Annotated in this window: 23 protein-coding genes and 1 tRNA gene; 13 read left to right on the plus strand and 11 right to left on the minus strand. The window is 38.1% G+C overall.

What is annotated here, in order from left to right:
- Positions 1-79: 79 nt before the first annotated feature.
- Entirely contained in the window at positions 80-691 is a 612-nt protein-coding gene (fabR, locus tag BTO11_RS01640; protein WP_105050939.1) for an HTH-type transcriptional repressor FabR, read from the minus strand.
- Between the two features lie 119 nt (positions 692-810).
- Between fabR and BTO11_RS01645 the strand changes: the two genes are divergently transcribed.
- From BTO11_RS01645 to BTO11_RS01655, 3 genes are all read left to right on the plus strand, one after another.
- Positions 811-1,929: a fatty acid desaturase gene (locus BTO11_RS01645; RefSeq protein WP_105050940.1), complete on the plus strand. Its 1,119-nt coding sequence runs from the start codon at positions 811-813 to the stop codon at positions 1,927-1,929.
- A 156-nt stretch (positions 1,930-2,085) separates the two neighbouring features.
- Positions 2,086-3,552, plus strand: a complete 1,467-nt coding sequence (gene sthA, locus BTO11_RS01650; RefSeq protein ID WP_105050941.1) for a Si-specific NAD(P)(+) transhydrogenase — start codon at positions 2,086-2,088, stop codon at positions 3,550-3,552.
- Positions 3,553-3,672: 120 nt separating this feature from the next.
- The gene (locus BTO11_RS01655) at positions 3,673-4,257 is read left to right on the plus strand and encodes a uracil-DNA glycosylase family protein (protein WP_105050942.1); all 585 of its coding nucleotides are present in this window, start codon (positions 3,673-3,675) and stop codon (positions 4,255-4,257) included.
- A 24-nt stretch (positions 4,258-4,281) separates the two neighbouring features.
- Here the strand turns inward: BTO11_RS01655 and hemE are convergent, their stop codons facing one another.
- Complete coding sequence (gene hemE / locus BTO11_RS01660; protein ID WP_105050943.1) at positions 4,282-5,358, minus strand: uroporphyrinogen decarboxylase; 1,077 nt, start codon at positions 5,356-5,358, stop codon at positions 4,282-4,284.
- Positions 5,359-5,623: 265 nt separating this feature from the next.
- Positions 5,624-6,436 (minus strand): NAD(+) diphosphatase, encoded by an 813-nt coding sequence (gene nudC / locus BTO11_RS01665; RefSeq protein ID WP_105050944.1) that lies wholly within the window; start codon positions 6,434-6,436, stop codon positions 5,624-5,626.
- A 220-nt stretch (positions 6,437-6,656) separates the two neighbouring features.
- On the opposite strand from nudC, the gene rsd reads away from it, so the two are divergent.
- Positions 6,657-7,139 (plus strand): sigma D regulator, encoded by a 483-nt coding sequence (gene rsd, locus BTO11_RS01670; RefSeq protein ID WP_105050945.1) that lies wholly within the window; start codon positions 6,657-6,659, stop codon positions 7,137-7,139.
- 111 nt (positions 7,140-7,250) lie between these two features.
- On the opposite strand, the gene bamJ is transcribed toward rsd, so the two are convergent.
- The gene (gene bamJ / locus BTO11_RS01675) at positions 7,251-7,976 is read right to left on the minus strand and encodes a BamJ family beta-barrel-assembly machinery protein (RefSeq protein WP_105050946.1); all 726 of its coding nucleotides are present in this window, start codon (positions 7,974-7,976) and stop codon (positions 7,251-7,253) included.
- A 153-nt stretch (positions 7,977-8,129) separates the two neighbouring features.
- On the opposite strand from bamJ, the gene BTO11_RS01680 reads away from it, so the two are divergent.
- Positions 8,130-9,332, plus strand: a complete 1,203-nt coding sequence (locus BTO11_RS01680; RefSeq protein WP_105050947.1) for a WD40 repeat domain-containing protein — start codon at positions 8,130-8,132, stop codon at positions 9,330-9,332.
- Complete coding sequence (locus BTO11_RS01685) at positions 9,332-9,559, plus strand: SlyX family protein (protein WP_105050948.1); 228 nt, start codon at positions 9,332-9,334, stop codon at positions 9,557-9,559. Before BTO11_RS01680 ends, BTO11_RS01685 begins: the two co-directional genes overlap by 1 nt.
- A gap of 81 nt (positions 9,560-9,640) precedes the next feature.
- On the opposite strand, the gene BTO11_RS01690 is transcribed toward BTO11_RS01685, so the two are convergent.
- Entirely contained in the window at positions 9,641-9,847 is a 207-nt protein-coding gene (locus tag BTO11_RS01690) for a YheV family putative zinc ribbon protein (RefSeq protein ID WP_105050949.1), read from the minus strand.
- Positions 9,848-10,360: 513 nt separating this feature from the next.
- Here BTO11_RS01690 and BTO11_RS01695 point away from each other — a divergent pair.
- From BTO11_RS01695 to BTO11_RS01715, 6 genes are all read left to right on the plus strand, one after another.
- Entirely contained in the window at positions 10,361-12,271 is a 1,911-nt protein-coding gene (locus BTO11_RS01695; protein ID WP_105050950.1) for an ABC transporter ATP-binding protein, read from the plus strand.
- A gap of 48 nt (positions 12,272-12,319) precedes the next feature.
- Positions 12,320-14,020, plus strand: a complete 1,701-nt coding sequence (locus BTO11_RS01700; RefSeq protein WP_105050951.1) for a M1 family metallopeptidase — start codon at positions 12,320-12,322, stop codon at positions 14,018-14,020.
- 32 nt (positions 14,021-14,052) lie between these two features.
- On the plus strand, positions 14,053-14,568 hold the full coding sequence (locus BTO11_RS01705; protein WP_105050952.1) for a TIGR02444 family protein: 516 nt from the start codon (positions 14,053-14,055) through the stop codon (positions 14,566-14,568).
- A gap of 114 nt (positions 14,569-14,682) precedes the next feature.
- Positions 14,683-14,850 (plus strand): hypothetical protein, encoded by a 168-nt coding sequence (locus tag BTO11_RS16435; RefSeq protein ID WP_181135816.1) that lies wholly within the window; start codon positions 14,683-14,685, stop codon positions 14,848-14,850.
- A gap of 225 nt (positions 14,851-15,075) precedes the next feature.
- Positions 15,076-15,348: a hypothetical protein gene (locus BTO11_RS01710; protein WP_105050953.1), complete on the plus strand. Its 273-nt coding sequence runs from the start codon at positions 15,076-15,078 to the stop codon at positions 15,346-15,348.
- A 170-nt stretch (positions 15,349-15,518) separates the two neighbouring features.
- Positions 15,519-17,972, plus strand: coding sequence for a TonB-dependent receptor (locus BTO11_RS01715; protein ID WP_105050954.1), 2,454 nt, complete (start codon positions 15,519-15,521; stop codon positions 17,970-17,972).
- A gap of 90 nt (positions 17,973-18,062) precedes the next feature.
- On the opposite strand, the gene BTO11_RS01720 is transcribed toward BTO11_RS01715, so the two are convergent.
- The 4 genes from BTO11_RS01720 to BTO11_RS01735 all read right to left on the minus strand — a co-directional run bounded on the left by BTO11_RS01720 (position 18,063) and on the right by BTO11_RS01735 (position 22,294).
- Positions 18,063-18,299: a hypothetical protein gene (locus BTO11_RS01720; protein WP_105050955.1), complete on the minus strand. Its 237-nt coding sequence runs from the start codon at positions 18,297-18,299 to the stop codon at positions 18,063-18,065.
- 86 nt (positions 18,300-18,385) lie between these two features.
- A complete protein-coding gene (gene envZ / locus BTO11_RS01725; RefSeq protein ID WP_105050956.1) occupies positions 18,386-19,696 on the minus strand; it encodes a two-component system sensor histidine kinase EnvZ in 1,311 nt (436 codons plus the stop codon).
- A 72-nt stretch (positions 19,697-19,768) separates the two neighbouring features.
- Positions 19,769-20,488 (minus strand): osmolarity response regulator transcription factor OmpR, encoded by a 720-nt coding sequence (gene ompR / locus BTO11_RS01730; RefSeq protein WP_105050957.1) that lies wholly within the window; start codon positions 20,486-20,488, stop codon positions 19,769-19,771.
- 159 nt (positions 20,489-20,647) lie between these two features.
- Positions 20,648-22,294: a flagellar assembly protein A gene (locus BTO11_RS01735; RefSeq protein WP_146105448.1), complete on the minus strand. Its 1,647-nt coding sequence runs from the start codon at positions 22,292-22,294 to the stop codon at positions 20,648-20,650.
- A gap of 648 nt (positions 22,295-22,942) precedes the next feature.
- On the opposite strand from BTO11_RS01735, the gene BTO11_RS01740 reads away from it, so the two are divergent.
- A tRNA-Ile gene (locus BTO11_RS01740) sits at positions 22,943-23,019 on the plus strand.
- A gap of 68 nt (positions 23,020-23,087) precedes the next feature.
- Here the strand turns inward: BTO11_RS01740 and BTO11_RS01745 are convergent.
- A complete protein-coding gene (locus BTO11_RS01745; RefSeq protein ID WP_105050959.1) occupies positions 23,088-23,738 on the minus strand; it encodes a TIGR02117 family protein in 651 nt (216 codons plus the stop codon).
- A gap of 337 nt (positions 23,739-24,075) precedes the next feature.
- Positions 24,076-25,515, minus strand: coding sequence for an NCS2 family permease (locus BTO11_RS01750; protein WP_105050960.1), 1,440 nt, complete (start codon positions 25,513-25,515; stop codon positions 24,076-24,078).
- Positions 25,516-25,563 lie beyond the last annotated feature (48 nt).

Raw genomic sequence — 25,563 nt, forward strand, 5'->3', positions numbered from 1 at the left:
ATATCTGCTAATCAGTTATTGATAAGCCTATGTGCTTTTAATGGAACTCGACCATGCGTATGTCCTTACTAAAAGTACACTATTTATTATGGCGGAGTGACTCAGAACCTTTTGCTACATACCTAAGTTGCTGCACTACTTTATCTGCTAACAAACTACGTTTACTTGGGGCTAAATCTAAGGCATCGGCTCCGGCATTAAATACTAACGTCACTAATGCATCCGCCTCGTAATATGCAGCTACGTGATTGGCACTGGTTTTGGCTTCAATGTAATCGGACAGCTCTTCCACAAAATGTTGTAATTCGCGTTGGACCGCTAAGCGAAATGACTTTGAAGTACCAGAACGCTCACGTAACAAGAGCCTAAATTCATTACCGTTGGTTTCTACAAATTCCATAAAGGTTGATACTGATGTTTTTACAACACTACCACCGCCCTCTTCAATACGAGCGCGGGCTTGTCGCATTAATTGTCTTAACGTTAGGCCGGCTTCATCTACCAAGGTTAAACCCAATGCATCCATATCTTTAAAGTGACGATAAAACGACGTTGGTGCTATGCCCGCTTCGCGAGTCACTTCTCTTAAGCTTAAATTAGCATAACTTTGGTCTGCACTAAGTAATCGAAAAGCAGCATCAATAATAGTTCGTCTGGTTAATTCTTTTTGCTCTGCTCTAGTTTTATTCATAACTCTCTACTTAATTTACAGTTTGACCAAGGTTAACCTGCTTAATTTAACATAAAAGGTTGCTTTTATATTTATCCCCTCTAAAATTCAGCGTACACATGTAAGCTAAAATTGAGAATATGAAAAATAAACCTGCTATTTTATGGACCAACCTCCTCGTTTTCCTGATTACCTTTTTGGTAGCAGCCATCGGAGTTCCTACTTATGCTTATCTATACGGCTTTGATACCGTACATTGGGTAGCCACAATTGTAATGTTAGGTTACGCAGGCATGTCTATCACTGTAGGTTATCACCGCTTATGGGCACATAAAACCTATGAAGCTCATCCTATATTACAATTTATATTAGCATTAGGTGGCGCTTTTGCTTTGCAAAACAGCGCGTTACATTGGTCGTCTGATCATAGAATACACCACAAGTATGTTGATCAAAACGGTAAAGACCCATATTCAGCAAAAAAAGGGTTCTGGTTTAGCCATATAGGTTGGATGTTAAGAGACTATCAAGGCGATACTTATTCTGATTATTCAAATGTTAGAGACTTACAAAAAAACAAAATAGTAATGTGGCAACACAAACATTATTTAGCTCTGACTATCATAATGAACTTTGGTATCCCTCTAGTGCTGGGTTTCATTTACGACGATATTATTGGCATGTTATTAACCGTAGGTGTTTTGCGTTTAGTACTTAGTCATCATTTCACTTTCTTTATTAACTCGTTAGCTCACATCTGGGGTTCTCAACCTTATACAGATAAAAATACAGCGAGAGATAATGGCGCACTTGCATTCTTAACCTATGGTGAGGGTTATCATAATTATCACCATATTTTTGAAACTGATTATCGTAATGGTATTTTATGGTGGCAGTTCGATCCAACTAAATGGTTTATTAAAGGTTGTAGCTACATTGGTTTAACCAAAAACCTTAGAAAAGTCCCAGGTGCAAAAATTGTTGCAGCTAAACTTAAAATGCAAAAATTTGAGACTGAGAATAAACTATTACAAAAGCCGAACCATACGGAGCTGATTGCAAAATTAGAAGAAGAGTATCAACATCTAGTTGAACGTATGAAGTTATTTGGGCAAGTACAAAGAGAATATTTGATTGCTAAGAAACAGAAAATGTCTGACGCTGCATTTAAAGATTTAAAACAGAATTACAAGCAGCTAAAACAGCAAATATCTGAACAACAAAAACAATGGCAGCAAACTATTGTACAATTAGCTTAGCCATAAAAATTGGTTAAATTAGTGAATAAAAATCAAAAGCGACCTTAGGTCGCTTTTTTTATCACTATAATTAGCCACAAATCATAATAAAGCTTGGAGTATTGGACAAAAGTTTTTATCATTCATATTACTAACTAGCAGAGACAAGGCTTAATCGTGACAGCAAAAAGCAAATCAGCTCAAAAAGTAAAATCTCAAAAGGCACAATCTCACAAGGTACAGCCAGAACTTAAGTACCAGTACGACGTTATCGTTATAGGTACGGGCCCAGGTGGTGAAGGCGCCGCAATGAACCTGACTAAAGCTGGTAAAAAAGTTGCTGTAATTGAAAAGCATAAAGAAGTTGGTGGTGGTTGTACCCATTGGGGCACTATTCCATCTAAAGCTCTTCGTCACTCGGTTAGCCGACTTATTGAATATAATTCAAATCCTTTGTTTAACAGCCCAGAAAAAGCGGAATCGTTAACATTTGATAGTATTTTAAAACACACGACCAAAGTAATTAACGACCAAGTTAAGCTACGCGGTGGGTTTTATAATAGAAATGACGTAGATATTTATCATGGTGCAGCTTCGTTTGTTGATGCTCATACCCTCAACGTTGTATTACTTGATGGTTCTGCTGAACAATTAACAGCTGAGAAATTTGTTATCGCATCTGGCTCAAGACCTTATCGTCCTGTCGATGTAGACTTTACTCATTCACGTGTTTACGACTCAGACACTATCTTATCTTTAAAACACGAACCTAAAAGCATCATTATTTATGGCGCTGGTGTTATTGGCTGTGAATACGCTTCTATCTTCCGTGGTCTAGGTTGTAAAGTTGACTTAATTAATGGCCGTGACAGATTACTTTCCTTTATGGATGCCGAAATGACTGACTCTTTGAGTTATCATTTTTGGAATAGCGGTATAGTTATTCGTCATAATGAAGAATACGATAAAATTGAAGGTACTGAAGACGGCGTTGTCATGACCTTAAAATCAGGCAAACGTATGAAGGCAGATTGTCTTTTATTTGCTAACGGTCGTACAGGTAACACTGACGCATTAAACTTAGAGTCTGTTAATTTAAAAGCGAATTCAAGAGGCTCATTAGCAGTGGATTCGACGTATAAAACTTCTGCAGAGAATATTTACGCCGTTGGTGATGTTATCGGTTACCCAAGTTTAGCAAGCGCAGCTTATGATCAAGGCCGAATTGCAGCTGATTATATGTTGGGCTTAACCACTGAACGTAAGTTAATTGAAGACATCCCAACTGGGATTTACACAATTCCAGAAATGTCATCAGTAGGTAAAACTGAGCAACAACTTACTGCAGCTAAAATACCTTATGAAGTTGGCAGAGCATCATTCAAACATCTTGCTCGAGCACAAATTGGTGGCAGCCCAATCGGTAGTTTAAAAATACTATTCCGTTGTGATACCAAAGAGATCCTTGGCATACATTGTTTTGGTGAACGTTCGGCTGAAATTGTACATATCGGACAAGCGATTATGCAGCAAAAAGGTGAAGCAAATACGATAGAGTATTTTGTTAATACAACATTTAACTACCCAACTATGGCTGAAGCATACCGAGTTGCCGCGTTAAATGGCCTGAATAGATTATTCTAAACTCGAATGTTATAACTAAAACCGCAGTATAAACTGCGGTTTTTTTATGCCTAATTTATACTAAGCACTAAAGACTAACCCCAATAATCATTCTCGCATTAGCTGGTTAAAATACAATTTATGACAGAACTAGAGTTGCTCATTCAGCAAATCAAAAAATGTAATATATGTGCTTCAGACTTACCTTTTGCTCCAAATCCTATTATCCAGCTCTGTCAAAACGCTAAAATTTTAATTATTGGTCAGGCTCCAGGCAAAGTAGCCCATAATATCAGTAAACCTTTTTTAGATAAGTCAGGTGAGCGCCTACGGATGTGGCTTGATGTAACCAATGAGCAGTTTTATAACAAAGATAACTTTGCCATTATGCCAATGGCTTTTTGTTTTCCCGGTAAAAACAATACAAATTCAGGAGACAAGGCACCTCCGAGTATTTGCCAACAAACCTGGCATAACAAAATACGGGAACAATTGGGCAAGGTAGAGTTAACATTATTGGTAGGCCAGTATGCTGCCAAGCAGTATTTAACAGAATTCAGTAATTTAACTAACGCCATTAAAAACAATGAAGTGCACAAAGGTGAAGTGATTGTACTCCCTCATCCTTCACCTAGAAATAATATATGGCTGTCTAAAAATAAATGGTTTGAAACAAAAACGCTGCCAATATTAAGGCAGCGTATTAAGGATATTCTGATTAACTGACGTTAATTCAGTTGAGCTTTTTATTTATGGCTTTTGTTTATGAAAGGCCGGGCTGTATTCCACAACTGATTCAAAGAACACGCCTGCATTTTCAGGACTAACATCTGGTGTTATACCATGGCCTAAGTTAAATACATGACCTGTGCCACTGTCACCATAATCAGCTAATATCGTTTTCACTTCTTGCTGAATACGTTCAGGTTTAGCATACAGCATTGCTGGATCCATATTTCCTTGCAGGGCAACTTTATCACCCACACGACGTTTAGCTTCAGCGATATTAATCGTCCAGTCTAAACCAAGTGCATCACAACCAGTTTCAGCCATCATCTCTAACCATTGACCACCATTTTTAGTAAACAAGGTGACAGGTACTTTACGGCCTTCGTTTTCACGAGTTAATCCGTCGATGATTTTGCTCATATAATTCAACGAGAAATCTTTGTAATCACGAGGGGTAAGTACGCCGCCCCAAGTATCAAATATCATCACAGATTGTGCGCCAGCTGCAATTTGTGCATTTAGGTAACTAGTTACTGAGTCAGCAACTTTATCCAATAGCTGATGCATCATTTTAGGCTCTGAATACATCATGCCTTTTATTTTAGAGAAGGTTTTAGTACTGCCACCTTCAACCATATAAGTAGCTAATGTCCAAGGACTACCAGAGAAACCAATTAATGGCACTTTGCCATTTAATTCTTTACGAATAGTACGCACGGTATCCATTACATAACGTAATTCAACTTCTGGGTCGATAACACCAATCTTATCTAAGTCTGCTTGCGTACGAATTGGCGATTTAAAACGAGGACCTTCGCCCGTTTCAAAATACAAACCTAAGCCCATAGCATCTGGAATGGTTAATATATCGGAAAATAAAATGGCAGCATCTATTGGGTAACGACGCAAAGGTTGCATAGTTACTTCACAGGCTAGCTCTGGATTTTTCATTAACGAAACAAAATCACCAGCAATGGCTCTTGTTGCTCTGTATTCTGGAAGATAACGGCCTGCTTGTCTCATCATCCACACAGGAGTGCGGTCAACAGGTTGTTGCATTAATGCTTTTAAATATCGATCGTTTTGTAATTCTGCCATTTCTGCTACGGTTCCGCCTTAAAAATTCAACGGACAGATTTTATCACCATAACGTCCTCGTCTCTATAGAAACAAATGATCTAAGAAGATATTTATTTATTCTAAATCAATCAAAGATTAATTGTTGCAGTGAAGATCTGCCTTTGCTATAAATACTCCGCGCTCAAGAATAATAAAAGAAGTCGCAATATCAATTGTACAACTCAAGCGCTAGAAAAATTCAACCACTCCTTTGAGTGGTTTTTTCTTTTTTACAGTTACTTATTTACTGGGCTAATTTCATCATCTTTTTTGTCTGCGCGATTAATTGCCCAGCAATAGATTGGATAGGTGCAGTGCTTGGCATGTTATCTAAACCATACCAGTCAGCCGACAGTATTTCTTTTTCACAAAGCACCAACTCTCCAGAATCATATTCAGCGGTATAACCCACCATTAATGAATGTGGAAATGGCCAAGGCTGACTACCAAAGTACTTAAGGTTTTTCACTTTAATACCCACTTCCTCGCCAACCTCTCGGTGAACCGCTTGCTCTAAAGTTTCACCACTTTCTACAAATCCAGCAATAATACTAAATTGCCCCGGCTTATGGTGGACACCTTGTGCCAATAGTATTTTTTCTTTATTACGAATAGCCACAATAATACAAGGTGATATGCGCGGGTAACATCTGTGATTACAAGGTTTGCACTGAGTTGCTAATTCCCAGTCGATCAATGTCATCTTTTCACCACATTGGCCACAAAATTGGTGAGTACGTAGAAACAGATCCACTTGAAAGGCTCGTGCAACAAATTCAAATTTGTCAGGTTGTTCAAACAATACCGTTCTAAAACCAAAAAATTCAGTTTCATGCTGGCTAAACTCTTGGTCCGTGATTTGTAATAAATAGACAGTAACGCCTTCAAATACACCAATTTCATGAACTTGCTCTGGCGGAGTAAAGGGCATAGCTAAATCTGAAAAAACACCGCAGGGAATATTATTATTAGGGGAAGGTAAATAAACTTTATGATTGGCAATCACACACCACCAACCTTCTAGCTCTTGTTTGAAATTAATACTGTGTTGGATCATTGTTTGTTCCTGAGGTTTATCTGCAAGCCTGCAATACCAGTTGCACCAATAAATTGTTGGTTCCGTTATTATTAGAGCCATACGGTAAAATACTTCAACTAATAAATGTTAATTTCTGATATATCACATATATTTAACATATTATGTTTAAAACAGATTGATCTTTCGCTCAAGATCATTTGTTATAACAAAGCTGTAAACTATTTTATAAGGTAATTGCATGTTAACGCGTTTGGAACAAACACAACAGAAGTATGGCGGCATGAATAAGATAATTGATTCGTGGTTAGCTGAACGACAAAAGTTATTAGTCAAATATTGCAAACTAGCTGGTCTTCCGCCTTTTGAAAAAGAAACAAAGGCTTTACCCAAAAACAATTTAGTGAATAATTTTTGCCAACGACTGATTGATTATCTTTCAGCGGGGCATTTTGAAATATATAACGACGTAGTTAAAAAGTGCCAAGAGCATAGCCCTGAAAGTGCCATGTTAGCAGATAAGGTTTATCCAAAAATAACCGCAACGACGGATGACTTAGTTAGCTTTAATGATAAATACGCATCATTAACTGATGACACTGACTTAGATGGTTTTGATACAGACTTATCCGTCATTGGCCAAATACTAGAAGCCAGATTGGAATTAGAAGATGAGTTAATTCATGTCTTCTATTTAAATAATACTGAACAACCAGCTACATAAAAAATGGCGGTAACTTAATTATAGAGTGCTTGTCACTTTATAACTCCCAACAAAAAAGGCGCTTATGCGCCTTTTTTATTATTCATATTTTACTGAAGCTATTGCTATTAACTATTTAGTTTCAGCAATAGACAGTAATTCAACTTCAAATACTAAAGTTGAATAACCAGGAATTGAAGAACGACCACGTTCGCCATAAGCTAAGTCATAAGGAATATAAAACTTATACTTAGAACCTACCGTCATGTGTTGTAAACCTTCAGTCCAACCCGCTATTACTTGGTTTAAACCAAATGTTGCAGGTTCGCCACGCTCAACTGATGAGTCAAATACGCTACCATCAAGGAAAGTACCGTGATAATGAACAGTGACAGTATCAGTAGCTGCCGGTTTTGCACCTTCGCTAGCCGTTAATACTTCAAACTGTAAACCAGATTCTGTAACTGTTACGCCTTCTTTTTTCGCATTTTCAGCTAAAAACGTTTCGCCAACGCCTTTTGCTGCAGCAGTAAGTTCTTTTTGCTTGTCTTCACGACGTTTATTAACTTCAGCTTCAAGCGCGATCATGACCGTTTTAATTTCGTCTTCAGTTAACTGAACATTTTCAGCTAATGCATCACGAATTCCGCCTAGTAATTTTTCTTGGTCTAAAACAATGCCAATTTCTGCATTTTTACTAAGATTATCATTTAAATAACGGCCCATAGATGCGCCTAACGCATAACTTTGTTTATCTAAATCTGTATTTAATTCAACAGTTTTTTGCTCTGCATTTCCGCACGCACTAATAAGGCTAATCGCAGCAGCTATAACTGAAAGCTTAATCGCTTTTCTCATTATATTCTCCATAGTTAAGGTAAGGTTGGCAGTAAATTTAATAAGAAACTTCTTTCATAAAAATCTAATGCTACAATTTTGGTTCCGAAGTGGCCTATACTAGCGAGTATCGCCATAAAGAAAAACCTAAAAAACACAAATAAGGCAATTAGTTTGCATATTTTTTCTCGTTTAAGCTTAACAATTATTTTATCTAGCTACTTGATAAGTGGATGTCAGCCTCAAATTTCAGATTTTGTATCTCAATCTGAGCACAACCAAAATGGTTCATTTGCCGCTAGCGTATCTAGCTCTGGTAAATACTCAGTTTCATCTTCTTTATATCATGGCGTTTCCCTGTGGGATTTGAATACCAATGGCGTGAAATACAATTGGTACCAAACACCAAAAGACCAGTCTTTTTCTATGTTTGATGATGGTAATGCAAAGGCTCAAGCCGATAACAACTTTGTGTTTGCCACTGCAATCGCGAACGACGATAGTTATGCGGTTCTTGCAGACAAAGAGAATTTTTCATTGTGGGATATAAGCACTGGCCAAAACCAAGGTTACTGGCAAGTTAGACAATCTAAAGTGGTGTATAGAACCAAAACCATTAACGGGGCTACCAAGCAATTAAGTATTTATGATGTTGTCGATAGCAATAAATGCCTTAATCCATCGGTCGAGAAAAACGAACATTGCGTTGTTGTTGGTAATATAAGAGCGATAGATGTTTCCAACCAAGGCAAACATATATTAATTGGCAAAAGTAACGGTGTGGTAGTTCATATCACCATAGCTACCGGACGCCGCATAGAGTTTTTAGGTCATCAACAAGTGTTGTTAGACCAAGAGCAAAAACCATTTCATATTAATAACGCGATTAACAGTGTCGCCTTATCCCCTAACGGTTTATATGCTTTGTCTGGCTCAAGTGATCAAAGTGCTTATTTATGGAATACCAAAACTGGACAAGTCATTTATAAGTTTCAACACCATAATCGAGTGGTTCAAGTTGCTTTAGATGCTCAAGCTAGATTTGCATTCACCTCTGACAGCGGTGAGCAAGCAAGCATTTGGGATTTAACGACTGGAAAAATGATATCGCAATTACAGTACATTAGTCGCCAAGAAGTATTCTCGTTTGCTCGGTTTAGCCATAATGGCCGTTATTTAGTGACTGGCGCCCCTACCCGACAATTAACACTGTGGGATGTAAAAACGGGGAAACAAATTAAGCACTGGTTAGTCTCACCAAGAAAAAATAGTCGCCCGGCTAGTGCAGTAGTGTATAGTGCCGCGTTTATAAATAACGACACCCAAATAATCAGTGAAAGTTCATCTGGTTTAAGTGAAGTATGGGATATTAAGTAATGACTGAAAACATGACAGAAAAGCTAATTCAGAGATTGGAAGAGTTAGAGCATAAACAAGCGTTTCAAGACGACACAATTGAACAACTTCATCAAGAGATCACTGCGTTAAACTTAAAACAAGCTATGTTTAAACGTCAGATTGAATTACTAGCAGAAAAGGTAAGCTCCAATAAAAGCTCTAACCTTGCTGATGAATCAGAAGAAACACCACCACCACATTATTAATAAGACACTAAAAATATCACACTCATCACTATCCAGTTATAAAACTAGATAGTTAAAAGTGTGACTGTGTAATTTTAGCCTTTATTCATCTGGTGTGAATACACCAATCACTTGTTCAAACTGGCGAGTCGCACCTTGTACCGCGCCTTCAGGCTGTACCATTTGATGATGACATTTTACGCACTCTACTTTTTCTACATTGTTCTCTAAAAACAACACCATAGTATCCATAGAATCACATTTTGGGCAGGTAGCCCCAGAAATAAATCGACGTTTGTTTTTACTCATCTTTCCCCACAAAAACTAAAATTTGCTATATGCGCCTATTTAACCAATTTTTGCGTTAGATTACACGCCAAATACCAACTCTCTTAAAGATTTAGTCAATTCAGAGCTATGTCAGCGGTGGGAGAATAAGCGAAATTTGTGACGGTATAGTCGTTCTCGGCTTTGTCTCCTGAGTCGCTCTACCTCCTGCATCCATGCAGTCGTACATCAGACAAATTTGGTGATATAATCGCGCCGCTGCCAAGCTCCCGAAGGGCGAATTTAAAAGCTTCATAAGCTGTGTTATTGATTTTGACAAGGGAACAACCATTATCTTTAATCAATGCCTCGGCAATTGTTCCCTACATTGCTCTACCTACGCACAGTCCATGTGCTAGTTGCTTCTAAAACTTTTAATTTTCGCTGAATGACCAACTCTTTATGGGAGCTGGTATTATCCCTTGCGTTTATCGTGTGTGACGATACTATTCCGAACATAGATTTTATCCCTCAACTTAATAAGTCATTTAATTCATGTTGCATATATCCCAGCTCAATTTACAACTCGGTAACAAAGTTTTATTTTCAGGCGCAAATGCCACCATTTATCCGGGGCATAAAATAGGGATCATTGGCGCCAACGGTTGTGGTAAATCCACTTTATTTAATGTTATCCGTGGCGAACTAGGCACAGATAACGGCGATGTAAGTTATCCAAAAAATTGGCAGCTTGCATGGGTGAAACAAGAAACCCCAAATGTAGATACATCAGCTATTGAATACGTTATTGATGGCGACATTAAGTACCGAGAGCTACAAGCTCAGTTGCAAATTGCAGAAGACAACAACGACGGCACTAAAATTGGCCATTTGCATCATGAGCTGGAAAATATTAATGCTTACACCATTAAATCTAGAGCCGGTGAATTACTTAACGGCCTAGGGTTTGATGCCGAAGCTCAGCAAAAGCCAGTTAAAAGTTTCTCTGGTGGTTGGCGCATGCGCCTTAACTTAGCGCAAGCATTAATGATTGATAGTGACTGCTTACTGCTAGATGAACCAACTAACCACTTGGACTTAGATGCCGTTATCTGGTTAGAAAAATGGCTTAAACGTTATGCTGGTACCATCTTATTAATTTCTCATGACAGAGACTTTATTGACAATATTTGCCAAGGTATTTTACACGTTGAACAACAGTCACTTAATAGTTACACAGGTAATTACTCAAACTTTGAGAGACAACGTGCTGAAAAGTTATCGCAGCAGCAAGCGACATTTGAAAAACAACAAGTTGAAATAAAACACATTCAATCCTTTATTGACCGTTTTAAAGCACAAGCGACTAAAGCAAAACAAGCACAAAGCCGTATTAAAATGCTGGAAAGAATGGAAGTTATTGCGCCGGCGCATACAGACTCACAATTCCATTTTGAATTTCCACCAGCCAAACAGCTACCCAATCCAATAATGAAGATGGAAAAAGTAAGTGCGGGTTACGGTGATACCACCATATTAAGTGACATACATTTAAATTTAGTACCTGGAAGCCGCATTGGTTTATTGGGTAGAAATGGTGCTGGTAAATCTACCTTTATAAAAACGATTTCATTGTCTCAACCACCTCTTACTGGTGAGTTAGAACATTCCAAGCACCTTAATATTGGTTATTTCTCACAACATCAATTAGACAGACTACGCCCAGGTCATACACCAGTACAACATATCACTATGCTGACCCCTGGCATATTGGAACAAGAAGCTAGAAATTACCTCGGTGGATTTGGTTTTAATGGTGACCAAGCGCTCGACAATATCGACAGCTTTTCTGGTGGCGAAAAAGCCCGTTTAGTTTTGGCTCTTATCGTATTTGAAAAACCAAACCTATTGTTACTCGATGAACCAACCAATCACTTAGACATTGAAATGCGTCAAGCGTTAACCATTGCACTACAAGGTTTTGAAGGCGCAATGATCTTAATATCCCATGACAGGCATTTACTGAAGTCGAGTTGTGATGAATTGTATTTAGTCGACAACGGAACCGTACAACCTTTTGATGGTGACTTAGAAGATTATCACGCTTGGTTATTAACCGAGACATTGAAAGAAGTAGCGGCAAATAAAAGTACTGACGATAAAGAAAACTCAGCAGCCACTAAAAAAGAACAAAAACGACTTGATGCAGAATTAAGAAAGAAAGTATCGCCTCTTAAAAAGCAAACCGACAAGCTAGAGAAACAACAAGAGAAGCTAGAGACTCGACTTAAACAAATAGAAGAGTTAATGGCAGATACCGAGCTATACACAGAACAAAATAAGACTCAGCTAAATAAACTATTAAGCGAGCAAGCCAGTATTAAATCTGAATTAGAAACCATTGAACTTGAATGGTTTGAATTAGAAGAACAGATTGAAGCAATACGCGAAGAATTTACGGCTTAGTTAGATCTAAGTTGTAAGTTGTAGCACACAAATAAATAAGAGATCTAAATGAAATTTAAATTCACCTTAATGACTTTACTCTCGCTTTTATCCGTTTGTATCTTATCTGCTTGCAGTAGCAATGGAATATCAACGAGTGCATATACGCTAAAAAGTGGTGGAGTAATGCCAGAGTCCCAACAAGGCTTGTCGGTAAAACACGCTGATTTAAGCTTTGATATTAAACCAGAACAAAAAAATATTGTGGCCATAACCACCTTAACCTTAATAGCGGATAAACCACGAGCTACGTTCTCCGTAGATTTAGACCGAGTCTTTACGGTTTCAGAAGTAGCCGTTAACAATGAAGTGCTTACACCTGATTTATACTCAAACCCAAATGGAATGTTATTAATTAACCAACCAGTTTCTGGTGAATTTACGGTAACAATTTCTTATCAAGGGCAACCAAGAATTCCGGTAAGAGCCCCTTGGGATGGTGGCGTTATGTGGGAGACGACGCCAAATGGAGCAAGTTGGATTGCTAGCGCCGTTCAAGGTGAAGGTTGTGATCTGTTCTGGCCATGCATTGATCATCCAAGTGGCGAACCAGTACGAGTTGATCAACATATTACCGTACCAAAACCTTTAGTAGCAGCCAGTAATGGTATTTTGTTAAGCGTAGATGAAGACGAATTTACAAGAACCTATCATTGGCAAACCAAATCAATGCATAACACGTATGGCATTGCCCTTAATATTGCCCCTTATGAGCTGTTAGAGACAAAATACCAAAGTATCTATGGCAATACATTAGACATTCAGTTTTATCATTTACCTGAAACGACAGACAAAGCCAAAATACTGTTTAGTGAAATCCCAACCATGATCAACTTTTTTGAACGTATGATTGGACCTTACCCTTTTGGTCAAGAAAAAGTAGGACTAGCTGAAACACCACACTTAGGTATGGAACACCAAACCATCAATGCTTATGGCAACCAATATAAAAAAGATGAGTTTGGTTATGACTGGCTTATGCAACATGAATTTTCCCATGAATGGTTTGGCAATCAGCTTACCAATGACAATTGGGATCACATGTGGTTACACGAAGGGTTTGGTTCTTATATGCAGCCATTATTTGCTCAATACTTACACGGTGATCTAGCTTATAAAGCACAATTGAATAATCAACGTAAAAAGGTAGTAAGCAAGTCTCCTTTAGTTTCAAATACATTAAGAGAAGTCGAACAGGTTTACGAAGCAGAAACAGGCCCAGGTGGTGACATTTACACTAAAGGCTCCTTAGTACTTCACACACTAAGAAACTTAATTGGTGATGATGCATTTTTTGCCGCCACAAAAGAACTTGTATACGGTACGGCCACACCAAAACCTGGCAATTTCAATCCTGTATTTAAAAACACAGCTGACTTTATTAACATAGTAAATAAAGTAACAGGCAAAGACTTATCTTGGTTCTTTGATGTCTATGTTTACCAAGCCGATTTACCTAAGTTAGTAGTAGATAGAACTGACAAGACCATTTCGATAAAATGGCAGATAGAAAACGACAAGCCATTTTTTATGCCTGTAGATATTCAAATGAATGGCAAGGTGATCACGCTAGATTTAACCAAACCGGTATCTCTTCCTATCAATAAAATGGACGTGATAATACTGGACCCTAACAGTAAAATTCTAAAGTACGACCAACACATTGTTGATTATCAAAGGTTTCTTAAAAACAAGAGAAACAACTCCTAGCACCTTACCTCTGAATTCTTTACTATCACTGAATGAATATAATTACTCTATCTGCGTTCTGGCAATTTAGCCTCACACTTTATAAAAATGATTTAGTGCAGTCGACTCTGCTCACCTGGCAAAATGACGTTAACGCCAATGTTAATTTGGTGTTGCTGTGCGCTATGTTAAACCAGAAAAAAATAGCCTTAACCCAATCTCAGATAATGACTCTGCACAAGAAAGTTTCTGATTTTTCTAATCAGTACACCAAACCTTTAAGAGCTTTACGACATCGTTATAAAGAGGACATGGATTCAATTGAAGGTTATCCAGCTATTAGACAAAAGCTTTTAGATGCAGAACTCATATTTGAACAGCAGGAGCAAAGTCTACTGCTAGCCATACTAACTCAGTTACTAGCTGAACAGACAGAGCATATGCCACCAGAGTTTCATGATAACCTAAACTTATACCAAAACGGGTTAACGAAAACAAAGTCCTCGGCTATCGATTTTAATATCGGCCATATGGTCAAATTAACTGATCTAAATCAATATTTAGTTTAGTCCTTTGCCTACTACAGAAAACATTTGATCTAGATCATATCAACTATTAGCTAGCGCTCTACACTGCCCCTATCAGATTTATTTATATTCTTTCATATTGAAAAGGGGAACGTAATGTTCAGAGATTTTTTTAGTGATCCCGTATTGTACTTAAGCTTTGGCATATTAAGTTTAACTGTTCTTTTGGGGGTATTTTATACCTGGTATTTCATTTCGCATGTTGTAAATGCAAAAGGTGAAAATACTGAGAATACTGAAAATATGAAAGGCACAGATAAATAGTTCAACTTATAGCGACAACCCAACCAATATAAGTCGCACTACCTTTATGGCGTTTAAGTTAATCCGTTAACCTCTAAACGCCTATTTTTTTCATCCGCATTCACACTCTATATTTAATCGTTCTCTTTCTAACAAATAAAACTTGCGGCATAAAAGATACAATGTATCATAAGGCCATATTTTTCTATTAATAATAGTATTTATAAACTCATGTCTAGCAAGTTGATGACTATAATTAGGCTTATCTTAATCAGTGTTTTATTAAACACTGCTTTTTTACAGTCTGAACATCAATTAACACATCTTTCTCAAAATCATACTCTTGAGCAATGTGATATATGTTCACACCCATCTTATATTGATGATGTGATCATTCCCGCTTTATATGCAGTCCAAGTTTTTGATGATAATAACCAGATATTATTAAGTACCTTTGCTTTTGCAAAACAGACATATTCCAAAACTCGTCACGCTCGAGCTCCTCCTTTCATCGCCTAAACATTCCTACAAATGGTTTATTAATAAACCTCAAATTAGCTCGGCTTTCATCAAACAAAGCCGTTCTAAATGCGTTAGTTGTCAATCAACATCCAACTTATGCTCGTAAATTTTTTAGTGACAGATTTAATCTTAGATTAAAGCGATAAGTCACCTTTCAGGCGGATATTATGTTCAAGCAAGTTTGTGCTTTTTTAGCACTATTTATCGTATTACCAATATACGCAAACCAGTCTTTATCTGGCGTTGTGTATTCAAAAAACAAACATCAACAGCAAGTACCTGTAACCAATGCAACTGTAGAAATTCATGGCCACAACCATGCAGAGTTAACCGATGAAAACGGTCATTTTGTTCTGCAACTAGAGAATAAAAACTCAAATAAAAGTTTTGAGTTGCACATAAGTGCAAAAGGTTATCAGCACAAAAACATTGTCCTGACACAACCTCTGGACACCAACAAACCAATGCAAATTGAGATGGTGTCGAGTGTTATGGAGCAGATTGATGTGTATGCATCGCCATTACATTCTTCCACTATAGAATCGGCGTCAGCTATTTCGGTTATTTCCGACGAAGAGCTACGTAACAAACATTCTTCTACTTTAGGCGACACGTTAAAGTCTGAATTAGGTGTACATTCAAGCTACTTTGGCCCAGTAAGCTCAAGTCCAATTATTCGTGGTTTAGATGGTCCACGTGTCATGATCACTCAAAACAGCTTAGATGCCTCTGACGCATCACGAGTCGGTCCTGATCACGTAGTATCAACTGAAACATCAACGGTTAAACAAATCGAAATTTTACGAGGCCCTGCCACTTTATTATTTGGTAATGGTGCGATTGGCGGTGTAGTGAATGTTGTTGATAACCGTGTACCAACCAATGATGACTTTGAAGCAGATTATCAGGTATCACACAACACAGTAGCCAATGAGAACGAAGCGAGTGTTAACTTTAGTTCCGGACTAGCAGCGCAAGGTTTTGATAATGTAGCTGTGCATTTTGATGCATTCACTCGTTCAGGTGACGACTATAAAATCCCAGAAGAAGCTGAGGCTCATGATGAAGAAGAGCATCATGACGACGAGGAACATGAGGAGCACGAAGAAGAGTTTGACGGCACCTTGGCAAACACAGCATCCGACGCTGATGGTTTTAATGTTGGAGCAAGTTACCTATTAGACTCTGGATTTGTCGGTGTATCTTTTGGACAACTTAATCGTTTATACGGCATCCCAGGACATACTCATGAGGAAGAAGAAGAGGAAGATCACGAGGAAGAAGAGCACGAAGAAGAACTAGTACAAGGCGACATGACTCAAAACCGAGTACAAGTGCTAAGTGAATTTGAATTTAATCATTCCTTTGTTACTGGCCTACAAACAAAATTCGGCTTTACTGACTACCAACACGCAGAACTTGAAAATGGCGAAAGAGCCACAGAGTTTAAAAACAAAACGTCACAGCTAAAGTCTGACCTTATCCTAGCGGAAATGGCTGGCTGGCATGCAGCGCTTTCTTTTGAATACAAACACTCTGATTTTTCAGCCATAGGTGAAGAGGCATTTACGCCAGCATCAGTGACAGAGAGTAAATCAGTTGCCTTACTGGAAGAGAAACACCTAGGTTCGGTTTTATTACAATTGGGCGCGAGAGTAGAGTCGATAGAAATAGAAGCGGATTTATCTTCATCTTCTATTGCTGACACAAAAAACACTTATGACTTTACGCCTGTTAGTTTATCCAGCGGAATAGTATGGGACTTCACAAAAGGTTATAACCTTGGTGTTTCTTTAACTCGTTCTGAGCGTGCGCCAAGTGCAAGTGAACTATTCTCTTATGGTGCTCATATAGGCACAGGCAGCTTTGAAGTGGGTTCGGTGTATGCAATTGAGTTTGATGAAGACGATCAACATAACGAACTTGTGTTATCCACAGAGCCAACAGAGTTAGAAACCGCCACCAATGCTGAATTAACCTTACGTAAATTTAATGGTGACTTTGGTTTTATCGTTAACGTGTTTTACAACACCATCGATAACTTTTACTACTCAAAGCAAACCGGCTTAATGTCATCTGATTTAACTGAACATGACGAAGACGAGCACCACGATGAAGAAGAGCATGATGATGAAGGTCACGAAGAAGAACATGAGCACGAAGAAAGTGACTTACCGGTTTATAATACACAAGTTGCTAATGCCAAATTTTACGGCATAGAAAGCCAGTTTAAATGGCAGTTATCGCCTGAATTAAAATTGGTATTACAAGCTGACTCTATTATCGCCAAATTAACAAATGGTGAGTACTTACCGCGTATTCCACCAAACAGAGTTGGCGTTAGTGTTAACTATCAAGGCGACAATTGGGACATGGGTATTAACAACATGTTTTATGCTGCACAAAATAAACTAGCGCCACTTGAAACAGAAACTGACTCATACAACATGACAGATATAGACATGGCGTATTATTTCCAAATGGGACAACAAGACATGACCGCGTTTGCTAATATCAGAAACGTATTTAATGTAGCTGCTCGTGTGCATAGCTCGTACTTAAAAGACGTGACCTTGTTACCAGCAAGAGGATTACATATAGGTGTAAGAGGTAAGTTCTAAACAGTATTAGGTTATTTCCGCCAATAAAAAAGCCAATGTATTCATTGGCTTTTTTATTGCTTATTGAAAGTAATTTATAACTAAGTCCGGCTACCTTTCAAAATAAGAGTCAGGCTTAAACATCGCGGCATCATAAATAGACCACAAGTGTATAAGTCCAGCAAAAATAACAGGAACAATTAAAAACCATAATGCATAACCGATAGTAACTAGCATAAATATAACAATTGCAGATAAAACATTACCTTGAATGAGCTGCCCTAGCCCAGGAATAAATACATTACATAATGCGGCTAATACGTTACCTGTTGAACCTTGTCCTGACATACTTTCCTCCAGTAATTAAATAACTAACACGTCTACTTCATTATTTTAGGTTAGCAAACACTAACTAAAATTATACTAATCTGCCACTAAGTGACTTTTATTATCGGCAATGTGACTTTTGCCATTAAACCACCTTGGACTCGATTTTTCAAAATTACCTCACCATGGTGTGAATCAACTATCTTTTTAATAATCGCTAAACCTAAACCACTGCCTTCTCCGCCACGAGCGATATCACCCTGGTAAAATGGTTCAAATAACTTACTCACATCGTCTTCTGTAATACCCGGCCCAAAATCTGAAACTGAAAAATAAAACATATTGGTTTTTTCATCCAACCCAGTTTCAATCAATACTTTATCATCTGAGTATCTAAGCGCATTTTCTAACAAGTTAGTGAACACTCGCTTAATGGCAATCGGTCGTATCATTTGAGCTTTCACTCTTTGATCAAAAGAGGTTTCAAATTCTCGTTGTTTATTTAACTTCACTGACTCAAGTACATCGTTTAGTAACGCATTTACGTCTGTTGCAACTAGCGCTTCTTCTTTATGGTGACGAATAAAAGCAATAAATTGATCGATGATCATATTCATATCTTCAATATCGTTAACGATACCATCTTTTAAGTAATCTTCATTAGGCCCCATCATTTCCGTGGCCAATCTAATTCGTGTTAATGGCGTTCGCAAGTCATGAGAAACCCCGGCCATTAACAAACTTCTATCTTTTTCTAATTGTTTAATGCCCGCTGACATCTGATTAAATGCACGTGTCACCGCCACAATTTCAGTTGAACCTATCTCTTTCAGTTGCTCTGGAAAATCACCTTGACCGACTTCTTTCGCAGCACTTTCCAATGACTTAAGCGGTCTATTTAATTGACGAGCAAAAACCCAACCACCAGCCACACTTAAAATACCAATGGCAATTAAATAAATAGTGAAAGGCGAAAGGTTTCTTTCTTCCAACCCATCCAAAGGTAATCGCACCCAATAATTTGGCGCTTGAGGTGCTTTGACCCAAAAATAATAATTCTCACCTTCTGATATTCTTACTTCCGTTTCACCACCTAACTGCTTTGACATTTGCTCTGAAAAATATGGATAAATTTTAGCTTGTAACAGGCCCTTATCTTCAGCTTGCTGGTGAGTCAGGACTTCAATTTGTGTGGTTTCAATAAATTCATTGGATAATTGTCTAGGAATTTTTATCCCTTGGGTATCGGGAATGAACAATACTTTAACTTGTTTAGCTAATAAGTTATTCACTTGTTGGTAACTTGGCTCAATGACGTAAAACAAGACACTCACCAAGGACACAATTTGGTTAATGAGTAGTAGTGAGCCAACTAAAAAAACGGTCTGACCAAAAGAGCTCTTAGGCAATAATTTCATAACAACTTCATTTCAATTTGGATAAAGGCCAACTCACATGAGTTGGCATAACGAGGCGGGATAAAATGCAGACTAACCTTTTCCGTCGGGAATGAATACATAACCAACGCCCCAAACCGTCTGTATATATCTTGGTTTGGTATGGTCCTCTTCAATCATCTTACGTAAACGACTAACTTGTACATCTATACTTCTTTCCAGAGCTGAGTAATCTCGGCCACGGGCTAAGTTCATTAACTTGTCACGAGACAAAGGTTCTCTAGCGTGGCTGATCAGCGTTTTTAAAACAGCAAACTCGCCACTGGTTAATGGCATTATTTTACTACCATGATGCATTTCACGGGTGGCTAAGTTTAGCGTGAACTCGCCAAAGCTAACTTCTTCTTCTTCCATCGTTGGAGCGCCAGGAACATCTTTTGATTTACGACGAAGGATGGCTCTTATTCTGGCTAATAACTCCCTTGGATTAAACGGTTTAGCCAGATAATCATCAGCGCCCAGCTCAAGGCCAATAATACGGTCAACTTCATCACCTTTGGCCGTTAACATAATAATTGGAATTTGATTGTTATTTTGGCGTAAACGACGACAAATAGATAAGCCATCTTCGCCAGGCAACATTAGGTCTAAGACAATTAAATGAAAGTTTTCTCGTTCTAATAAACGGTTCATTTGCTCTGAGTTAGAAGCACTTCTTACGATAAAAGATTGTTCTGTTAAGTAACGATCTAACAAGCTACGCAAGCGCATGTCATCATCAACAACCAAAATTTTGGTGGTTTCGCTTTCCATTTTTTTATCCAATCTATTTTTACTATGGGTCGAATATAAAAGAAAAGCGTCGGTTTGCCAAAGCATCTCTATAATTAGGTTGTTACAAAGTTTTACAGAGGGTTTTAACGAGGAGGGTTTTACGGCTAATAAATTGCGTTAATGCTGAAAAGTAAAAAGTTATTTAGCTTCAATAACTAATTGAAAGTCTTCTATTCTAACGATTGAAGGTCCTTTACGAACTGTGTTTGTAATACCTTTACTGCCGAAGTCAAAGTATAAACCGCCATACAAAGTGTGATTAACTTTAACCACAACATTTTCCATATATTCACGACGACGTTGACCTAACGTTTTACGGTAATTTATGGTTTTATTTATTTTATTCTCTAATTGAACCATTTCAGCTTTGGCTGCATCTTTTTGAGCGCCACCAACTAAAGAAGGCATATTAGCTTGTAACAACTCTTGTCTTTCTTGTAACTCTTCTATTTGCTGCCAGAAGCTATCTTCTTTTTGCTTAAATACATCATAAGTTCTATTCATGGAAATATGAGTAACCGTATCTGACGGCGCACCTAAATGACCAGCTTCAATATACTTACTAATATTGTAATGCCCGCCAATGATCTTACCGCGAGGCACTCGTCCTTTACCGACAACAATAGAAGCGGCTGTCACATTACAATGCGATATTTGTTTATGTATAAACACATCACGCTTTGCCACTACATCTACATGATTGGCAAAGGCAACATTTACTCGGTTACCCGACTCTAATAAACAGTTATTTCTGCGCCCATCAACTTCTTCATCTAACGACTTACCTGAAGCGCCAGATAAAACCGTTAATTCACCACGACAACGTATGCTTGCGGACTCAACAAAACCCGATATAAGTACATCACCAGAGGCGATAATTTTCATTTCTGGTGAAACATCACCAAGTATAATCACAGTTCCGTTAAATCTAACGTGGCCTTGTTTTGGCGTTAATTCAGTTAACGTGTATACATCGTCAACTTCCATACGATTATCAATTAATCGTGCCAAACCTTCTTTGTTTGCCAGTAATATATTTTCATTTTCTGGGTCAACAAGAGTACCGGAAGTCACTTCCATCCTGACGTCTTTCCCAGGATTGGCTTTTAACGTTTCGCCTAAGACATTACGCCCGTCGACACCCGCTGTAAGTGGTGTTTTTTGATAAATCTTTTCGCCCGGCTTAACCGTATCTATATCACCTAAGTCTTTAAGATCTACTTTGCCATCGGCCATTTCGGTTGGTTTACGGATTTTATCGGAGAACAATTCTACAAGAGGTTTAAATTTGGCATTTTTACCATGCTTAGGTTCTTTACCTACAGCAATAACAGAGTCAAAAATTTCACCAGGGTGGGCATCAAAACTATTTTCCAGTAAAGCCTCAACTCGAGAACGTTTTAGACCAAAGCTTACTCTTTTGCTTTTGCAGGCTTTTTTAATATCATCAACGCTGGCAATTTTTCCGCCCCAAGGCATTTCAACCTGGGCTTTAGCCGACATTTTGTCAGCTGAAACTTTAATAGTAACAACGGCATCTCTAACTTCAGCAAAGTCACGCGTAAACTTCCTTGGCTGATTTACACCGTTCTTAATTTCCATAACTAATTCATTAACCGACTCAACAAGCTCGAACAATGATTCTTTTTTCACATAGGTTTTATAGAATGTACTGTCCGCATGCGCTTTCAGTAAATCAGCAACCTCAAAGATGGGACTCTTCGCATGGCAATCTATTTCAATAGAAATAGCCATACCATCCTGTGAAAAATTAATATCAGACAAAGAAAACCTTTTTATATTTATTATTATTTTATTAGATTAAAAATAGTTAGTAGAACTCTATCGGCTAATTTTATAAAAAATCCAACCTTGGCTGAATTTTAATCATAAAAAAATACTAGAGTCGTTTTATAACCTAGTATTGGCAATAATCCAAACAGCCGTTATCACTAGTAACTGAATTAGCATAAAAACGAGGGCGAATTTTAATCTTTAGCCCATAGAATACACAAGCATTATATCGATAACGTGCTTAACATACTGATATTTTATCAAAAAATAGTCATTAACTTACCAATATACAGTTACCAATTGTATTAAAAGCCGTACAAGCTCAATGTAAAAACAGAAAGTCACGGTGAAAGGATTGTGAAAAGATGCTCATACCTGCAGATTTTTATAGCTCATTTTACAATTAAGAAGCATAAAAGCAGCTATAAAAAAAACAGTAACATGCAGCAGAGCTAATAAGGAACTATGCAAATAGCACTATATAAAATAGCTTTTTAGCTGAAAAACAAAACAATTGATTAAACAATAAGCAAATAAAGCGAAAAACAAAAAACAGGGAGTGACAAGCAAAACAACATTGCTTATACTCCCTGCCGTTTTCAGCAAGAAACTATTTTTGCAATTGAGAACAAATGGAATGCCCCCTTAGCTCAGTTGGTTAGAGCATACGACTCATAATCGTCAGGTCCCCTGTTCGAGTCAGGGAGGGGGCACCATTTTCCGCTTTAAAGACTTATCCCCACTAGCTCTAAATTAATCACTCATTTAATTACTTTAATCGCCACTAGCGTTTTTGCGCCTTTACATAATCCATTATGCTATCGGATGATAATTTAAACATGATTGAAATATCCATACCAAAACTCTTCAAGCCTTTAGCTGTCCACTTATTGCAGGTATTCATTAAATAATAATTGCCGACGCCTTGGTAAAATTGGCTATCACCATAAAGCCCTAATTGAGTTGATATTAGTGAGTCCTGACTATCCCTAGCAAAGCTAGCTGAGATGAATTGCATTAATAATGCTATTTCGTCATCGGTTAGTAACAATAATTCTATGTCGCTTTCAGGGAAGAACTTAGCCACTTCCTTATTAATTCCTACCACATGAACCACCGAATCCGTTGGCATTAACATAGCCTGCAACGCTAAACCTGCGGTGATCTCTTTCGCTTGGTAAAAGCCTTTATCGCCCCAACCAAATTCAATATACGAACTGCGGGGAAACCGGACAGCCAATTCAGGAAGTTCAGCGGTAGCGTTAATGGTTGGAACGATTAATGAGGTATGCCAGCCGTGACTAACAACATAAACTTGATTATCCCCTAAACCAGAATAAGCCTCTGGCGATTCAATGACGTTAGGTTCTGTTGAGCAGGTGGAAATAACCACGGAAAGAAAAACAATAACGAATAAAGCCGTTAAATAGCGCATGAATAACTTAATCCTTTTGAATGACTTGCTTATATCGATAAAGAGACAAAATAATACTCAAACAAGTACTCTCCTTTTTTACATTGCCACCCACTTTAAATGAAGTTTATCTAGGAGTTTAACTAACTGTCAAATTAAGGAGTGTGGTGTTTTTATTTGTGAGCTATTTTAAAAAGCCAAAACTGACAACCTGCATAAAGGGCGCCCCCTAAAATTCATAAAAGGGGAATTTAGCAATTACATTATAAAACTAGAATATTAACCCGCAGGTGACACAATCTTTTGATTTTAAGATCTTAAGCCCTTGCCTTAGATCTTAAAAAGAAAACCAGCTCCCTTATTCATGCAAAAACATAAACTTCAGCACAAACAACGCCGTTAGCGCCCACACGCCCAATGACACTTGGTTAGACTTACCCGTCCCAACTTTGAGTACGGTATAAGTAATAAAGCCAAACGCGATGCCATTGGAGATAGAAAAGGTAAACGCCATCATTACTGTGGTAGAGACAGCTGGTGCGTATTCAGTTAAGTCATCCCAGTCTAGTCCCTTTAAAGAACTCATCATCAACATGGCCACATAAATAAGTGCGCCATCAACGGCAAATCCCGGCAGCATTCTAGCTAGTGGTAAAAAGAATACACCGACAGCAAATAACAAACCTATCGTTACTGCGGTTAAGCCTGTGCGCCCACCAACAGAAACACCAGCGGCAGACTCAACATAAGATGTCACCGGTGGACAACCGAAAGCGGTACCGATCACCGATGAAATTGAATCGGCTTTCAGTGACTTACTTAAGCCTTTAATCTTGCCATTTTTATCTTGTAACTTAGCACGCTCAGCAACGCCCATTAAGGTGCCTGCAGTATCGAATATATTAACAAATAAGAAAGTCACTATGACTGGTATTAAAGCTACCTGAAAAGCACCAACAATGTCAGCTTTCCATAAAATAGGCTCAAGTGCAGAAAATTCTGGAATTGCTAATAAGCCGTTGTAACTGACAAAACCAGTGGCAGGTGCGAACGACTTAGCGGCTTCAGATACAACAAAGAAATCAGTAGGTAAAACCCAAGTCATAATAAATGCAATTAAGGTAGTGGCAGCAATTCCAATAAGAACACCACCAAACACTTTCCGATAACTTAAGATAGCGATCAGTAAGAAGCTTAAAAAACCAAGCGCTGGTGCTTCAGGACCAAACTCACCAAAACCAAAGTGGGTAAGGTCAGCAATAGAAACTATGTTATCTGGATTAGCAACAACAATACCGGTAAAACGCAAACCAACAAAACCAAGAAATAAACCAACACCTGCTGTCATTGCCAAGCGCAAACTCATGGGAATACTATCTAGCATCCATTCCCTTAGGCGAGTCACACTCATTAAGACAAACAATACACCAGAGAGAAATACCGTTCCCAAGGCAATTTCCCAGCTATAACCCATAGCACCAACCACAGTGAAAGTGAAAAATGCATTTAAGCCCATGCCCGGCGCAAGGCCAACTGGCCAGTTCGCATACATACCCATAAAAATAGTAGCTATAGCGGCACCAATACAAGTGGCTAGAAATAGTCCATCAAATGGCATACCTGAATTTGACATGATAATTGGGTTTAAAAACATAATGTAAGACATAGTTACAAACGTGGTAATGCCCGCCATAATTTCGGTTTTTACCGTGGTATTATTTGCAGAAAGCTTAAACCAGCGTTCTAAAAAACCTACGCTTTTGGGCTCATTGTCGTAAGTTTCATCAACTTGTTTCATAACTTTAGTTCTCTTTGTTATACCAATTGCATTAATGGAGTCTTCAAT

This window comes from Psychrosphaera saromensis (assembly GCF_002954545.1).
Classification (GTDB): domain Bacteria; phylum Pseudomonadota; class Gammaproteobacteria; order Enterobacterales; family Alteromonadaceae; genus Psychrosphaera; species Psychrosphaera saromensis.

Excerpts from the sequence above, each read along its gene's own strand:
- BTO11_RS01705 (WP_105050952.1), top strand. The coding sequence starts at position 14,053 with ATGAATATAATTACTCTATCTGCGTTCTGGCAATTTAGCCTCACACTT.
- BTO11_RS01695 (WP_105050950.1), top strand. The coding sequence starts at position 10,361 with ATGTTGCATATATCCCAGCTCAATTTACAACTCGGTAACAAAGTTTTA.
- BTO11_RS01655 (WP_105050942.1), top strand. The coding sequence starts at position 3,673 with ATGACAGAACTAGAGTTGCTCATTCAGCAAATCAAAAAATGTAATATA.
- rsd (WP_105050945.1), top strand. The coding sequence starts at position 6,657 with ATGTTAACGCGTTTGGAACAAACACAACAGAAGTATGGCGGCATGAAT.
- fabR (WP_105050939.1), bottom strand. The coding sequence starts at position 691 with ATGAATAAAACTAGAGCAGAGCAAAAAGAATTAACCAGACGAACTATT.
- envZ (WP_105050956.1), bottom strand. The coding sequence starts at position 19,696 with ATGAAATTATTGCCTAAGAGCTCTTTTGGTCAGACCGTTTTTTTAGTT.
- BTO11_RS01750 (WP_105050960.1), bottom strand. The coding sequence starts at position 25,515 with ATGAAACAAGTTGATGAAACTTACGACAATGAGCCCAAAAGCGTAGGT.
- ompR (WP_105050957.1), bottom strand. The coding sequence starts at position 20,488 with ATGGAAAGCGAAACCACCAAAATTTTGGTTGTTGATGATGACATGCGC.
- BTO11_RS01700 (WP_105050951.1), top strand. The coding sequence starts at position 12,320 with ATGAAATTTAAATTCACCTTAATGACTTTACTCTCGCTTTTATCCGTT.
- BTO11_RS01710 (WP_105050953.1), top strand. The coding sequence starts at position 15,076 with ATGACTATAATTAGGCTTATCTTAATCAGTGTTTTATTAAACACTGCT.
- nudC (WP_105050944.1), bottom strand. The coding sequence starts at position 6,436 with ATGATCCAACACAGTATTAATTTCAAACAAGAGCTAGAAGGTTGGTGG.
- BTO11_RS01645 (WP_105050940.1), top strand. The coding sequence starts at position 811 with ATGAAAAATAAACCTGCTATTTTATGGACCAACCTCCTCGTTTTCCTG.
- BTO11_RS01745 (WP_105050959.1), bottom strand. The coding sequence starts at position 23,738 with ATGCGCTATTTAACGGCTTTATTCGTTATTGTTTTTCTTTCCGTGGTT.
- hemE (WP_105050943.1), bottom strand. The coding sequence starts at position 5,358 with ATGGCAGAATTACAAAACGATCGATATTTAAAAGCATTAATGCAACAA.
- BTO11_RS16435 (WP_181135816.1), top strand. The coding sequence starts at position 14,683 with ATGTTCAGAGATTTTTTTAGTGATCCCGTATTGTACTTAAGCTTTGGC.
- bamJ (WP_105050946.1), bottom strand. The coding sequence starts at position 7,976 with ATGAGAAAAGCGATTAAGCTTTCAGTTATAGCTGCTGCGATTAGCCTT.
- BTO11_RS01715 (WP_105050954.1), top strand. The coding sequence starts at position 15,519 with ATGTTCAAGCAAGTTTGTGCTTTTTTAGCACTATTTATCGTATTACCA.
- BTO11_RS01720 (WP_105050955.1), bottom strand. The coding sequence starts at position 18,299 with ATGTCAGGACAAGGTTCAACAGGTAACGTATTAGCCGCATTATGTAAT.
- BTO11_RS01690 (WP_105050949.1), bottom strand. The coding sequence starts at position 9,847 with ATGAGTAAAAACAAACGTCGATTTATTTCTGGGGCTACCTGCCCAAAA.
- BTO11_RS01685 (WP_105050948.1), top strand. The coding sequence starts at position 9,332 with ATGACTGAAAACATGACAGAAAAGCTAATTCAGAGATTGGAAGAGTTA.